The sequence below is a fragment of the Actinocorallia sp. API 0066 genome (assembly GCF_020991275.1).
Lineage (GTDB): Bacteria > Actinomycetota > Actinomycetes > Streptosporangiales > Streptosporangiaceae > Actinocorallia.
This window is the reverse complement of the sequence record NZ_JAJLQY010000021.1, coordinates 1-13,329: the sequence shown is the minus strand read 5'-3', so window position 1 is coordinate 13,329 and position 13,329 is coordinate 1. Positions and strand designations below refer to the sequence as shown.

16 protein-coding genes and 1 tRNA gene are annotated in these 13,329 nt (G+C 67.3%); 4 read left to right on the top strand and 13 right to left on the bottom strand.

Annotated elements, in window-relative coordinates; all coding sequences use genetic code 11:
• From LO762_RS34015 to LO762_RS32075, 5 genes are all read right to left on the bottom strand, one after another.
• Positions 1 to 127, bottom strand: a 127-nt coding sequence (locus tag LO762_RS34015) for a tyrosine-type recombinase/integrase (protein WP_374201614.1), incomplete at its 3' end; no start/stop codon positions are given.
• A gap of 38 nt (positions 128 to 165) precedes the next feature.
• Entirely contained in the window at positions 166 to 1,467 is a 1,302-nt protein-coding gene (locus LO762_RS32090; protein ID WP_230620104.1) for a hypothetical protein, read from the bottom strand.
• Between the two features lie 89 nt (positions 1,468 to 1,556).
• Positions 1,557 to 1,646, bottom strand: a tRNA-Phe gene (locus tag LO762_RS32085).
• Between the two features lie 341 nt (positions 1,647 to 1,987).
• Positions 1,988 to 2,326 (bottom strand): hypothetical protein, encoded by a 339-nt coding sequence (locus tag LO762_RS32080; RefSeq protein WP_230620103.1) that lies wholly within the window; start codon positions 2,324 to 2,326, stop codon positions 1,988 to 1,990.
• Between the two features lie 176 nt (positions 2,327 to 2,502).
• Positions 2,503 to 3,696 carry a Fic family protein gene (locus tag LO762_RS32075; RefSeq protein WP_230620101.1) on the bottom strand — a complete coding sequence of 398 codons (1,194 nt, stop codon included), beginning with the start codon at positions 3,694 to 3,696 and terminating at the stop codon, positions 2,503 to 2,505.
• 258 nt (positions 3,697 to 3,954) lie between these two features.
• Here LO762_RS32075 and LO762_RS32070 point away from each other — a divergent pair, with 258 nt between their 5' ends.
• From LO762_RS32070 to LO762_RS32055, 4 genes are all read left to right on the top strand, one after another.
• On the top strand, positions 3,955 to 4,137 hold the full coding sequence (locus LO762_RS32070) for a hypothetical protein (protein WP_230620098.1): 183 nt from the start codon (positions 3,955 to 3,957) through the stop codon (positions 4,135 to 4,137).
• 865 nt (positions 4,138 to 5,002) lie between these two features.
• Positions 5,003 to 5,260: a CopG family transcriptional regulator gene (locus LO762_RS32065; protein ID WP_230620095.1), complete on the top strand. Its 258-nt coding sequence runs from the start codon at positions 5,003 to 5,005 to the stop codon at positions 5,258 to 5,260.
• 32 nt (positions 5,261 to 5,292) lie between these two features.
• Positions 5,293 to 5,670 (top strand): PIN domain-containing protein, encoded by a 378-nt coding sequence (locus tag LO762_RS32060; RefSeq protein WP_308104895.1) that lies wholly within the window; start codon positions 5,293 to 5,295, stop codon positions 5,668 to 5,670.
• Between the two features lie 372 nt (positions 5,671 to 6,042).
• A complete protein-coding gene (locus LO762_RS32055; protein WP_230620093.1) occupies positions 6,043 to 6,204 on the top strand; it encodes a hypothetical protein in 162 nt (53 codons plus the stop codon).
• 159 nt (positions 6,205 to 6,363) lie between these two features.
• On the opposite strand, the gene LO762_RS34010 is transcribed toward LO762_RS32055, so the two are convergent.
• The 8 genes from LO762_RS34010 to LO762_RS32015 all read right to left on the bottom strand — a co-directional run bounded on the left by LO762_RS34010 (position 6,364) and on the right by LO762_RS32015 (position 12,824).
• Positions 6,364 to 6,615, bottom strand: coding sequence for a hypothetical protein (locus LO762_RS34010; protein ID WP_374201613.1), 252 nt, complete (start codon positions 6,613 to 6,615; stop codon positions 6,364 to 6,366).
• Between the two features lie 1,202 nt (positions 6,616 to 7,817).
• The gene (locus LO762_RS32045) at positions 7,818 to 8,555 is read right to left on the bottom strand and encodes a hypothetical protein (protein ID WP_230620083.1); all 738 of its coding nucleotides are present in this window, start codon (positions 8,553 to 8,555) and stop codon (positions 7,818 to 7,820) included.
• Positions 8,555 to 8,995, bottom strand: coding sequence for a hypothetical protein (locus LO762_RS32040; protein ID WP_230620081.1), 441 nt, complete (start codon positions 8,993 to 8,995; stop codon positions 8,555 to 8,557). Before LO762_RS32040 ends, LO762_RS32045 begins: the two co-directional genes overlap by 1 nt.
• A 241-nt stretch (positions 8,996 to 9,236) precedes the next feature.
• Entirely contained in the window at positions 9,237 to 9,692 is a 456-nt protein-coding gene (locus LO762_RS32035; protein WP_230620079.1) for a 2OG-Fe(II) oxygenase, read from the bottom strand.
• Positions 9,689 to 9,862 carry a hypothetical protein gene (locus LO762_RS32030; RefSeq protein WP_230620074.1) on the bottom strand — a complete coding sequence of 58 codons (174 nt, stop codon included), beginning with the start codon at positions 9,860 to 9,862 and terminating at the stop codon, positions 9,689 to 9,691. The genes LO762_RS32035 and LO762_RS32030 overlap by 4 nt, the downstream gene beginning before the upstream one ends.
• Before the next feature lie 40 nt (positions 9,863 to 9,902).
• Positions 9,903 to 10,322: an MmcQ/YjbR family DNA-binding protein gene (locus LO762_RS32025; RefSeq protein WP_230620072.1), complete on the bottom strand. Its 420-nt coding sequence runs from the start codon at positions 10,320 to 10,322 to the stop codon at positions 9,903 to 9,905.
• 220 nt (positions 10,323 to 10,542) lie between these two features.
• Complete coding sequence (locus LO762_RS32020) at positions 10,543 to 11,151, bottom strand: hypothetical protein (RefSeq protein WP_230620071.1); 609 nt, start codon at positions 11,149 to 11,151, stop codon at positions 10,543 to 10,545.
• Positions 11,148 to 12,824 (bottom strand): hypothetical protein, encoded by a 1,677-nt coding sequence (locus tag LO762_RS32015; protein ID WP_230620069.1) that lies wholly within the window; start codon positions 12,822 to 12,824, stop codon positions 11,148 to 11,150. Before LO762_RS32015 ends, LO762_RS32020 begins: the two co-directional genes overlap by 4 nt.
• Positions 12,825 to 13,329: the final 505 nt, after the last annotated feature.

Sequence of the window (13,329 nt, the reverse complement as noted above, 5' to 3'; positions counted from 1 at the left end):
GGACGAGGTGGCTGTAGAGCAGGCTCGTGATCACGATGGATATGTGGCCGAGGCGCTTGCAGACGGTGTCCATGGAGACATTGGCGGCCAAGAGCATCGTGGCGTGGCTGTGGCGGAACTTGTGCATGGTGGCCGCGGTGGTGATGCCCGCCTCACGCGCCTTGTCTACGACCTTGGTCCAGTGGACCTGGTGGAAGTTGTGGGCCTGGAGGATGCTGCCGGTGGTGCCTGGAAGATCAGGTCGTCGGGGGCGAGGTTCGCCTTGCGGTGGCGGAGGAGGCGGCAGAGGTCGTCGCCGATGCGGATGGTGCGGAGGGCCGAGTCGGTCTTGCCGTAGTTGGCGATGTAGGGGCGGTGGTTCTTGTCGAGCTTGATGGCCTGGGCGACGCGGAGGGTCTTGGCGTCGAGGTCGATGTCCCGGACGCGGAGGGCGGTGAGTTCGGAGTAGCGGAGGCCGGTGCAGACGGCGAGGGTGATGAGGTCGCCGGCAAGGACGGAGACGTCGTAGCCGAAGCGCATCCACAGAGGGATCTCGGCGCCTACGGGGACCTCGTCGAGGCTGACGGCCTGGAACTTGAGGGGCGGGAGCTGGACGCCGGCGCAGGGGTTGCGGGTGGCGATCCAGCCGAGCATGGGGGAGATGACGGTGCCGTGGATGTCGCGGATGGTCTTCGGGCTGTAGGGCTTCTTGATCTCATCGACCTTGGGAACCACGGAGCCGTCGGCGCGGCGGCGCTCTGGCCGGGCCTTGCGCTTGATGTAAGTCCGTTTGGTCATCCAGACGACCCAGGCGTCGATGACCGAGGCCGTGATCTCGGTGATGTGGAGGCCGCCGAGGGGGCCGACCTTGCGTTCGGTCGTGGTGCCGTCGGTGTTCTCGTCGTGGACGGTGACGACGGCGGCGAGGACATGACGCTCCCACAGGCTGCGGTAGTCGGTGAGCTGGCGGGGCTCGACGAGGTTCCGCTCTTCCAGGTACGCGAGGTAGATATCGAAGGCCGCAGCCATCGTCCGGCCGGGGAAAGCCGGACCCGCAGGGGCTGCGGGCGGCTCGGGCGCGACAGGGGCCGTCGCGAGGGCGGTGAACGGGGCGGCCTGGAGGATCTCGGGGGCGGTCGCGGCGGTGGGGGCCGGTTCGCGGTCGGGGTGGCGGCGGCCGTTGGCGATCAGGCGCGCGCGGAAGTCCTTGGCCTCGGTGTGGCCGGAGAAGTACTCGTCCTCGCGCGCGGTCTTGTCGCCGCCCTCGAACCAGCGGACGTGGTAGAGGGTTTCGCGGTTCTTGAGCTTCTTGTACTCGATGCCCTCGGAAACGCGGGTCCATTCCGCGGTGGGCTTCTTGCGGGGGCTTACTGGTGGTGCTCGTCGCCATTCTCGCGACGCCTCCGTTTCCTCGACGATCCGTTGATCGTCGGCCGGAGGGGCTGGCCCCGTCGAACGTTCCTGACAGTTCCGCCGGGTGCCGGTCATGGTGACCAGAACCCCCTGGGAACCCCCTGGAACGACGAAACCGCCCCTGAGTCCTGCGTTCCCGCAGGTCAGAGACGGTTTCCTCAAGGCGGAGGATACGAGATTCGAACTCGTGAGGGCTTGCACCCAACACGCTTTCCAAGTCTGCATCTGGCGGCCGCTGATGGCCGTCACCATCCCTGAGCAGGCGTTACGCCGCGAGGCTGTACGCGTGCGAACACCCATGAACAGGGGCAAATAAGAGCTTGAACCGCTGCCTCGGCGGTCCCCGAGCGGCACTGACCGACCGGGTCGGCGATCAAGGCTGCCGTCTGTCCGTGAGCGCACGGACCGGGTCCCTTCGGTGGGTCCGTGAGCCCAGGGACATGAGAGGCGCATAGTGTCCCCGGAACAACGCTTTGAGCAGCGGCGGGGACACCGGGAACTGGGGAGACAAAGGGACGAGCTATGAGATCGACGGCAGAACAGGTAGAGTGCCGCGGCTGCGGGCTCGCCCCCCGCTGTCCCGGTCTCTTGCCGGTTATCCGTGGTGAACGATCCAATTGCGGATGGGACGGATGTTGTCGCCGGGTTGGCTGATCGGCCCAGTCAGTAGGGCGGCGCCGGCGAGGTCTCGGATGAGCTGCCGGAAGAAGTCGGTGGGGCTCCCGGCCGGGACGACCGGCAGCCGGATGGTCATGATGTCGCGGTGGTCGGGGTTGTTGATCCGGTCGTGGAGCGCCGTCAGCGTTAACGCACGGCGCCGCCCAGAATGGTGGTGCGGGCGATGATCCGTGTCCGCGCGAAAGGCACGGAGTGTCGCCGAGCAGCAGCTGAGTACGAGACCAGCGGCGGACGAAGGCACGAAGTACATCGTCACGATGGACTCCGACGACCTCCACAAAGGCGAAGCCAAGGGAATCGACCCCGGCTCGTACATGATCGAACCGATCCTCACCGACCAGCCCGACGGCGGACTCTTCGGGCTTCCAATTCTGAGGCTGAAGACGGAGCGGGAAAGGCGGTGCAGACGCCAACCGGTGCCGCGGGGTGACGTCAAGCTGGCTTCGTGCCTGGGCGTGGGTGTTCGGCGAGTTTGGGACGCATCCAGGGGTAAGGGTCGGTCAGTGGTGTCCTTCTAGACCGACGGTTCTGCTGGATCTGCTGGAGGGGTTCACCTGCGGTGTAGAAGCGGCCTCTGCCGTTGCCGTGAGGGATGAGCAGGCCAGCTGATGTCAGGGCTGCCAGATCGCGGGTGGCGGTCTGGTCCTCTACTTGGGTCCGTTTGAGGTAGGTGCTGCGGCGTAGCCGGTAGCCGAGAACGGCCTCGAAAGCTGCGTCGATCGTTCGTTCCGGGAGGGAGTACCGCGTCACCAGGACATCAAGCTCACGCCAGGTCTCAGCAGCTTCCTGAATCCTTCGCGCTACGGTCTGTGCCTGCATGTGGTGGGCACGCAGGTTGAACGAGATCCAGAGATGAGCGTCGTTGCGGGGCCGCCAGGAACCTTGCCCGGTGATCGCGAGCGAGGCGTAGTAGTCGTCGGTGTTGGCGCCCAGCCATTCCTCGATACTGGAGAACTCCGGCTCGCCGATATCTGACCGGGTGAGAACCGAAGTCGCCAAGGCTCTGGCCATCCGCCCGTTTCCGTCCCGGAAAGGATGGATCATCACCAAATTCAGATGTGCCATCGCGGAGCGCACGAGCGGGTCGATGTCGGCCATGTCGTGCAGGCTGGCTACGAGCGCTTCCATGAGGGCGGGAACATCTTCCGCATCTGGTCCTTCGTACACGACCCGATCTTCGCGATCGTCATGCACGTGGACGGGCCCTTTGCGGTATCGCCCCGGCGATTTCGACGGATCGTGGCGGAGCAGCATGTAGTGCATGGCCCTGATCTCGGTCTCGTCGAAGGTGGAGAAGTCTTCCTCCCTCATCGCGAGTACATAGCCGAGCGCGTGTCGATACCCTTCGATCTCGAGAAATGTCTGCTCGTCCGCGCTGATCGGCCTCTCGTCGTCAAGGGCGGCTGCTGCATCGTCTTCTGCTACCTGATAGCCCTCGATGCTGTTGGAGCCCCGGATCGCTCTGGCAAGAGCTGACCTGCGCAGGCCTCCGTCCCAGCGGTTGGGCGTCCGGAGCACGTGGCGCAGCTGTTTGCGCATCTGGTGGATCTCGGCGAGGACGGCTCGATCCTCGCTGGTCAGGGGTGGTGCCACATAGATCACCCGATGCGGCGTTGAATCGTTCATGTAGTCAGGATACCTGCACGATGTCTACTTAAACTAAACATCGCATCATCTGGTTCCCGCCTTCTGTTGAGGCTGTCCGCACCTTCGGTCTTGCCGCAGCAGGATCACGTGTCAGGCAGGCTGGGGGCCTGGCGCTACCTAGTGCTGGCTTGGGCCGAACGTGTCCGCATCATGCCAGGTCGGAGATTGCAGGATGTCTCGCCAGCTGCGTCTGCGACGCTTCTGGGTGCTCCTCTAGCCTCAGTGGAAGCGAGTCGCATGACCGATCACCTCACCTTGCCGCACGGACGCACGATCGATCCTGATCTCGACCATCTGCTCGATCTTCTGGCCTTCCTGCCTGAGCCCTCCGATCACAGGTTCTGGGACGACGTCGCCGCTGACGAGATCGGCGAGCCGCCGACGGCAGGCAGGAACTACTACGTCACGTCGAAGATGTAGAACTGCATCCTGACCGTCCTGCGTCAGGTTGGAGATCCCAGGAGCAGTGCCAGCGAGATCTCGCGCTCCATCCACAATCTCTCGCAGTACGTACTGATGTTCTTCGACGGCGACCGCCCGGACCTCTGGGCACATCTGGACAAGATCGTGCATATCCCTGTCCACAACTCGCCTTCCGCTCTGGGAAAGCGCTGGGCACGTGACGCCAGCGCCACGGCTTGGACTCTCCTCGTCCGATATGAGCAGACGCACGGTGAACTCGCGGCGACGTGGGCACGGACGTAACGGCTGGGTTTGAGCTGACACTGCGGACACGTGGCCAGACACGCTACGGGCTGATCTCCAGCTGAACGAGCTGGGCGCAGATGTTCTGTCCGCGCCGAGCGCCCTGGGGCTCCCACAAACCCGGCAATTGAGACCACCAAGACCGTGTCGCCCGTGAACATCATGGGCGATTGGCAGAAGTTTGCCCTGCTCGGGGTTGCTTGAGGGGTTTTGGTGGCCTGAGGGGTTGGATGGGCCCACGCGCCGTGTGCGTCGTGTGCCGCGGTGTCCGTGGCATGCTGACCTGGGGATCGACGTTTTTCAGGACGCTCCTGAACGGCCACGAACGCGTGCGAATGCAACTGGAACTGCAACTGGCGAGACCCGAACCAAGATCGCTTTCTGGGCGGCAGATCGGGGCTTCGACAGGCTTGCTACGAGAGTCACTGGTCGGCTGATATGCGGGTCCTACCGCGAACCGCGAACCGCGAACCGCGAACCGCGGCCGTGACCGTCGGACCGCCAAAACACTCGCTCATGCCGATGGGCGCGCTCGGCGATGGTCATCGTTTCTGGTGGCATTCGAAGTAGGATAAGAGGTATGAGTGAGCCTACCCAGAAGTATTCGATCACGCTTCCTCGGGACATCGCCGAGGCCGCTCGGACGCGGGGTGGTCCGTCCGGGCTGTCGTCGTATGTTGCGGCAGCGGTGGCCCGCCAACTCGAGCGGGACAATCTTCGTGAGCTCGTTGGAGTGGCTGAGGCTGAACATGGCCCGATCACCGACGAGGAGATCCAGGCCAGGCGCGATGTGCTGGTGCGGGCACGGGAGCAGCAGGGCGGGTCGAGTGCGGCATGAACCGGCCGGTTGCCACCCCCGCAGGGACCTTGGTGCTGGACAGCGAGGGACTCGCGAAAGCGGTACTGCGTGATCGTGAGGTGACCGGCTGGCTCGCCCTGGCCCTTGCCGACGACCTCCGGGTGATCACAAGCGCGGCGACACTCGTCGAGGTGATCCATCCACGGATCAATCGGCCTGCACTGGAGTGGACCCTGTCGCGCATTGCGATCGTCCCGGTCACTGACGAGGTCGCCAGACACGCCGCCGGTCTCCTCGCCGACGCCGGCCTGCATGGACACAAGTACGCCATCGATGCGATGCTCTCGGCCACGGCGCTCGCCGCTCCCGGTCCTGTCACCGTTCTCACCTCCGACCCCGATGACATCGCCGGCCTCTGCGGTCGCGGCGCCACCATCATCAAGATCTAAAAAGATCCGGCGGAAGCGCCCGTGCCGGTTTCCTTCGAACCACGTCATGGTGCCAGGCTCGGTGAGAACACGGCAGACTGCTGATGGCGTCGGCCGTCTGCACATGGCAGCTTGCAGAAAAACGCCCTCATCTGCCGCCGGTCAAGCGCCGCTGGCACTGGCCTCCGCAGAGAGAAGTTGGGCTTCCCCCATAGCTACTGCTTCGTTCCTTAAAGGCAGTACGTGAAGCGGCGGCGGTGGGTGCGGGTTTTGGGTGGTGGCCGTCCCCAGATCGCGGGGCGGCTCAGGTGAAGGCGCGCTCCCGGCCTGCCCGGTCGAGGAGAATGCCGTTGTTCACGCGGCTTCCAGGTCTTTGGCGGAGAGGTAGACGCCGTGTTTGCGGAACGCGGCGGGGGCGTGGGCAAGGGCGTCGGCCCGTTGGACGGAGAGGTCGGCGGGGAACCAGGCACGGCGCAGTACGCGGGGCTCGGCCCAGACGGGCGGCGCGAGGTCGTGCTGGGCGGCGAGGTCATCGGCCTGGAACGCCCGCGGTAGAGACGAACAGCCGCCCGGCTACCGGTGCCCGTCACCGCTCGGTCCGCCCCGAAGGTTCCGGACGTCAGGACGCGCTCCCATGCCGCCTACCGGGCGTCAGGACGGTCTGCTGGGCCTTCGTGCGTTCCTCGGGGCGGTCCACGCTGTCCTTGCCGTGTGTCAGCGGGTTTTCTGTTTCGTCAGCCTTGTGGAGATTTTCTTGAGGTCGAACGGGCGGGTGGGGTAGGGCGTCCCTTCGTCGGTCCAGGAGTCTTCGATGGGGGTGTCGCCGCTACCGGCGGTGCAGGCCGGGTAGATGGTGTCGGGGTCTGCTGGAAGAGTCTTCTGGAGGGTGATCTCGTGGTGCCATTGGTCGCCGAGGTCGTAGACGTAGCGGAGCCGGGCGGACTCGGTGGGGAGGACCTCGCAGATTCGGACGGATGGTCTCGTGGAGGTCGTAGAGGGTGGTGGTCGGGCCTACGAGGACGCGCCGCCAGGCTCCCCAGCCGGTCAGGGAGATCTTCAGTTGGCAGATGCGGGGGCGAGAGGTCCGCGCTCCGAGCGCGGTCAGGGTCGTGAGGACGGCGTCCCGTTCGGGGTGGCGGGACGAGGCGATGACGGCGTGTTTGTCCTCGGGCGTCGGCCCGGGCAGGTCGTGGAACAGGTCGAGGACGAACTCGGGGTCGGCGTCGAGGTTGACGGCCATCTCTTCAACGATCATCCATACGTTGTCGTTGGGGTCGACCTCTTCGAGCAGGCCGTGTTTCCACAGCCACCGGCGTGCGGCCGGGCCGAGGAGCGGATCGTCGGCGATGTTCCGCCAGGCGGTGCCCGCGAAGGGAAGGGTCTCGACCAGGCCGAGTGCGGTGGCTCGTCGCCGGGCGGTGCCCGCGGCGGCCTCGGACATCAGCTCGGTGGCGGCGGCGGTCGGGGCGCGGGCGTCCAGCCAGGGGTCGGCGAGCTCGGCCGCGGTGTCGTGGTCGTAGTCGTCCAGGGCTGAGAGCAGCTCCCGCGCGCTCATCGATGGGGTGACCAACGGTGGGCGGATCCGTTCGTACGCCCACCGCCCGGCGGGGGTGAGGGCGGTGCCTGAGGCCATGCCCAGGGCACCGAGCAGAGCCAGTGCTTCGGGAACCGGATCCTCGGCGAATCGGAGGGCTTCCCGGTAGCCGCCGGGCCGAGCGCGGAGCGTCTGATCCGTTCTGTCGCAGACCTCCTCCAGGTCCGCGGGTGCTGGATCGTCGGCGAGTGCGGCGGCCACGGCCAGGGTGATGAACTCGGCATCCCCGGTGATCGCATGGCGGACTCCCGCGAGCCACCGGTCGGCAGCGTCGTCGACAGCCCCGGGTGCCCAGCCGGTCGTCCTGGCCGTTTTCGCTCCGACCTCCAGCAGACCGGTGGCCACGGCGACCCGCCAGGCCAGGTGCAGCTCCGGTACGTATGCCAGTCTGTTCACCCTCGCCGCGGTCGGGACCGACACCGCCTGGCCGAGCAGCGGGATGTCGGCGGGCCTGGGCATGCCCGTGGCGGTGACGGGGGTACCGTCCCCGGTCCAGTCGGCGACGCGGCGAGCGAGAGCGAATGCGGAGGCGTTCCAGGCGTGTGGGGGTTCGGTGGTCATCAGGTCTCTTCGATCAGTTCGGTAGGACGTCGCTCCCGGCGGTCCAGTTCTCGGTGATCCAGGTGAGGTCGGCTTGCCGGTGTTCGCGGGTGAGGCGCTCGGTGTCGAACAGCGCTTCGGTCTTGGCGAGCACCAGGGTGTAGGGGCGGCCCTGGCGGCGGGTCTGGTGCCGGACGGGCAGTTCGGCCGCGTCGATCCGGGAGCGGATGTGGGCTCGGCCCGCTTTGGCGAGAGGCCACTCAAGGCTGCGGCTCGCCTGGTCCCGGAGGAACGCGGCGAGGGTTTCGCACAGTTGGCAGTCGCAGCCGACGGGAGGCTCGATCGACCAGTCGCCGCGGGCCCGCCGTGGACGGGCGAGTGCGGCCCGGAGATGTTCGGCGCATCCGGCGGCTAGGCCGTCGAAGCCGGGCCCCTGTCCGCTGCTCGCGGAGATCTCCTTGGCGGCTCGGAGCGCGGAGACCACCAGCAGGGCGGTCTGGTCGGTCGTGTTCCGTCCGAGCCGGACGGCTTCGTCGATGACGCCGGCCGATTCGGTTTCCGTCGCGGCAGTGAGGATCCCCGCGAGCGGGCGGCCCAGCCCGATCGGCCAGGTGTCGCGGCTGCTGGTGGACGGCCCGGTCAGCCAGGGACGGACCTTGTCGGCGAAAAGGTCCCAGGCATGTTCCAGCACGCGGTGGGCGGTCGCCCTTCCGTCGGACCCGGTGGCGACGAGAGCGGCACACAGAGGCGCGATCCGGCCGAGCCAGTCCATCACCTCCGGTCGGTAGGAGTGCGCTCGCGCCGCCAGGCCTCGAACCAGACCCGCTGGAGGTCGCTCATCCAGGTGCCGCCGTAGTGCCCGGCCAGGCCGGCGAGCGCCGGCGCGTGGCCGGGGACCAGCAGCACCGGCTCGAACGAACGCAGGAGCGCGGTGGCCGTCTCCGGGTCGGCGAGCCCGCGGGCAGCGCGGAGCGTCCGCCCGAGCATTGCGCCCTTCGGTTCGGTGCGGATCGCGGTGTCCCAGGTCGGCAGCAGCGTCCGGGCCGCTTCCCGTGCTGCGGAGCTGTTCCCCGCACTGATCATCCGCTCCAGTTCGTCCATCGCCCAGGCGGGAGAGTCCTGGGCCCGGTTGGCGAACGCCTGAGCCCGGGGCCAGAAGGCCAGTGCGGCCCGCCGGTACCAGCGATCCAGAGTGTTGCCGTAGTTGCCCATGTAGCCCTCGTACTGCGACTCGTAGGGCGTCAGCTGGGAGGACGGGGTGGTGGCGGCGACCTCGTGGTCGCGGATGGTCAGCGAGACGTCCTCGGTGCGGCTGCCCTCGTCCGGTGCCGTCCAGTGGGTGAGCGTGATCGAGGAGTCGAGCAGGTCCTGCAGGAGGTACTCCCGGTCGTCTTCTGCAGGGCCTTCGTTCTCGTCGTCATCCTCCTCGTAGTGGTCATACCAGGGGTCGGCGTCATCGGGGTCGAGAGCGTCCCAGGTCTCCTGGATCTCCGCCAGGGCGAGGACGACGTCGCACCCGGCTCGGCCGGCCGCCGCCCGCAGCAGCGCGGCGCGCGTTGTAGGTCAGGGTGATCCGGTTGCCGGTCTTGACCGGGAGGACTTGGTGGCGGCAGTCGGCATAGAAGGCGACCAGCGAGACGGCGACCTTCGACCCACGGTATTCGGCGGTCTCGCCCAGATGCTCGATGACGAGTTCGCCGCCCGTGTGCGCTGACGGCAGAGTCACCACCAGCGAACCGACCATGGCGTCGTCCTTCTCAGAATCCTGATGGGTGACGAAGAACTGGCCGGTCTCATAGACGAGCATGGAGTGCAGGTCCGGGATGAGCTCGCAGTGTGCCGGAAGCCCCAGCCCATCACGGATCACTGCGAGGGCGGAGTCGAAGGCCTCGGTCCACTCGACGCTCACCAATCCTTGGGGATCTCCCAGGTGTCGCGGACCGTCAGGTCGGTGAGAGTGGCCTCCCCGCGTCCGAACCGCGCCTGGCGGCCGAGCTCCCGCAGCCGACCGGTCTGATCGTCCGAGACGGGGAACCGCAGCGGTCCGACTCCGTCCACCGTGACCGAGAGGTCGGACATGAAGAGATGGTCGGCTACCTCGACTCCGAGAAACAGGGGCTCATCCGAGCCTAACTCTGAGGCCCACAGTCGGGAAGGCTGGAGGCGCCCCAGTTGGGGCCTCAGGGTTGGCGGTGAGTGTGTCGGGGGCGCGCATGCGCCAGGCGTCGGTGACGAGTTCTTCCAGACGGTCGATGTCCACGGTCTCCAGGCGGAGCATGACCAGGGGTGTCCCGTTGTAGGTCGGTGTGGTGAAGAAGTGTTCCGGTTCGCCGAGGAGCAGCGCCTGTTTCTCGGCCTCGTCGCCGACGTACAGAACGGCGATGTCGGTCCGGATGCGGCGTGGCTCACCCGGCCTGTGCTCTGGGTAGGACCAGACGAGCCCTTTGCCGGCGACCCGGAAATCGAACCCGTCGCTGTCGATCTCGACCACGTAGGGGAGCGCGAGCGCCAGCCTGCGAACGTCGTCGGCGTCAACCATCGAGGTCACTCCCGGACACCGCCTTCTGCACATGCAACAGGCTATCCGCCCACATGCCGCGAACGGGGGCCTGGCGTCGCTGGAAAGTCACTCTCATGCCGCCAATCGCGCTGTCCGGCCTCGGGGGCAGGACGTGCGGCTCTGCCGACGACCGGATGTTTCGCCGAGAACGGCGCCTCCAACAGGTCTGAGGCATTCCGGCGGTGGGCCCGCCCCTGGGTCAGCGGAAGGAGATGCGGAACTTCGCACGGTCGGCGGGGCGGAGGCGGATGTTGCCGTCGGGCAGGTCGTCGGCCAGACCTGCGCGGCGGAAGGTCGCGAGGAAGTCCCGGAAGTCGAGAAGGCTCACGCTCTGGCGGAGGGCGGGGGAGAGGCTCTCATGGAGCTGTTCGGCCGAGAGTTCTCCGTTCTGCGCTCTGGGGTCAACGACGAGTTCGGCCAGGACGTAACCCTGCCCTTCGGTGAGCCTGACCCTGCCGATGTCGAACAGCAGGGGGATGACGGCCGTCAGGACGGCGGCGGGGACCTGGGCGGCGCCCAGCATCGCGAGCACTCCGCCGAGCAGGGCGGTCGCGACGCTCGTCTGGACGATGCCCTTGCCGAGGTTGACCTCCCAGCCGCCCGGCCGGAACGCCAGGTCGGAGCCGTTGGAGGAGCCACCGGACGCTACTGCGAGAAAGCCATCGAGGAAGGCGTCCCGGCCGCGCCGGGAGGCGTAGTCCTCCTCCGGGAAGAGGCCGGACCACAGGTGTTCGAGGTCCTCCTGCCGGACCCGGCCCTCCGCGATCGCGGGCAGGATCTCCGCGACGAATTCCTCCAGGTCGTTCACTCAGGCTCCCGTTCTTCCCAGTGGTAGGCGGATACATCGAAAGAGTGTTCTTCGCCGAGCAGGTGGCTCAGCGTGAGGGTAATCGTCTCCGGGTCGTTCTGGAGCACGGCGGCGTCCTCCACGGCCTGCGGGAGGTTCTGTTCCAGGTACTGCCCCAGGATCTGCGCCATGACGTCGGTACACGGCAGCAGCAGCGGCAGCCCGCTTCCGCCCACCTCGCAGGCGAACACCGCGGACGGACGCCCGTCCCCGTCGTTGATGGTCGCGCGGATGTAGGAGACGGTGTCGCCGTTGCTGTGCCAGGCGTCGAACTGCGCGAACGGCGACAGGTCCAGTAGGCCCGTCAGCCGGGTCCGTACGAGGTCCTTCGACCAGCGGTCGCGCCACGGATGGTCGGCCAGGGACGACAGCGCGACGTTCACCAGCACGGCCGGGCGGCCCCGCCACGCTTTGGTGATGGAGCGCAGATGGCGCGGTTCTGGGACAAGGATGAGCTCGACCTGTCCGCCGGCGGTCGCGGCGCTGTGTACGGCCACGACTGTGCCTTGGCCGGACTCCCGCAGCAGGCGGTGATCGTCCTCCTCGAAGGAGAACTGTCGGAGCAGCCGGTAGGCGGGCCGCGCGGAGGCGAACACGTGGTGCTCCCCACCATGTTCGGACAGCAGAACGACGTGACCGTCCCGCGCCAGGTCCGCCAGCCGGTGCAGCTTCGCGGGCCGGGGTTCGGACCGCACGACGAGCCGTTCCCTCCGCCACGTCTCGAACGACTCATCGTCCGCGCTCGCCGTCTCGCTCGAGGCGACCAGCCTCCCGCGCGCGTGCGGCGCTGCGGCCTCGACGGCCGAGATGAGCGCTGCGGTCGACTCCCGGTGCCCGTCGTACTGCAGCACGTGCGCCCCCAGCCCGCGGAGGACTCCGGCGACCTCCTCATGGAGAATGTGCGCGACTGTCCGCCAGTCGGCCTGGTACTCGTCCGCGTAGGTTGACGGGCGGAGAGCGGGATCGTCCTGGGCCGCGATCAACGCCTCCCAGGCGGTGGTGCTCCCGACGGCCTCCTCGCACCGCTCCCACGCGCGGTTCCAGAAAGCGGCGTCCGTGGCCTCGTGCAGCAGGCGGAACCGCACGTCCGGCCGTTCCAGCCGGGGGATCTCCGCCACGGCGCCGACGGACAGCCCGTTGTCGATGAGCGTCCTGAGTGCGGGCGACTGCATGCAGACCCGGACCGCCGCCTCGACCATCATCTCTTTGGAACGGTGGTGGTCGGGTATCGGCACCAGGTCGCTCGCATCCCGGTACCAGCCCTGATAGGGGCGATATCCTTCGAGCAGCCCGACGTCTCCGGAGACGAGCCAGATGCTCATGAACGTCGCGAACGCCTCGTGCACTCCCCGGCACATCCCCACCAGCCGGACGAGCGCCTCGCGGTGCGCGTCCCCGTCGAGGGCCAGCACCGCGTACCCGGCCAGGCCCGTCCCGAAGGCCGTGCAGTCGTTCAGCGTTGCGTGCAACGCCTCATGGACGGTCACGAGCCTGGCCCGCTCGGAGCTGACGTCCTCCCCGCCCAGGCTCACATTCCACGCGTCGTAATGGTTGTAGTTCCCCGACCCGGCCCCCGCCGCCCCCCGGAGCAGCCCCTCCAGGAAGTGCCCGTCCGGCTCGTCAGGTTCGTCCATAGACCCTCCCGGTTCCGGATCCAGCAAAGCGAACCAGGGCATGCCCTCGGGGACAGATCTCCCTTACCGAACGCCGCACCGCGCCGGCCACCGGGCACATCCAGTGCTCCCGGCACGGGGAAACCGGAGATGGAGGCCGTGCGTGAGATGAGAGCCGATGCAGGGTCGTAGCGGCAGACCGATACCACGATCGTGCTCAATGACGGGAGGCATGGGCTGCGGATCTACACAAAGGCCTCCACGTCCTATCCGCATGAGAGGTCCATCGACGCCACCCGACCAAGGTGACAACAACCCCGGATCGTGCCTACGACAGGCTCGAGCCATGCCTGGCCGGGTGAGCTGCCCTGAAGGCTCCGGACAGCACCGGACAAGATCTTCAACGGCCTTCTGGGGACTGATGGAATCAGACTCCGAGCAGGGCGCACCGCGCTGGTCAACGCCCGTAGCGAACCGGTGTTGACGAAACGCACTCATCTGCCGCAGACAGAGCATGGTTGGTGGT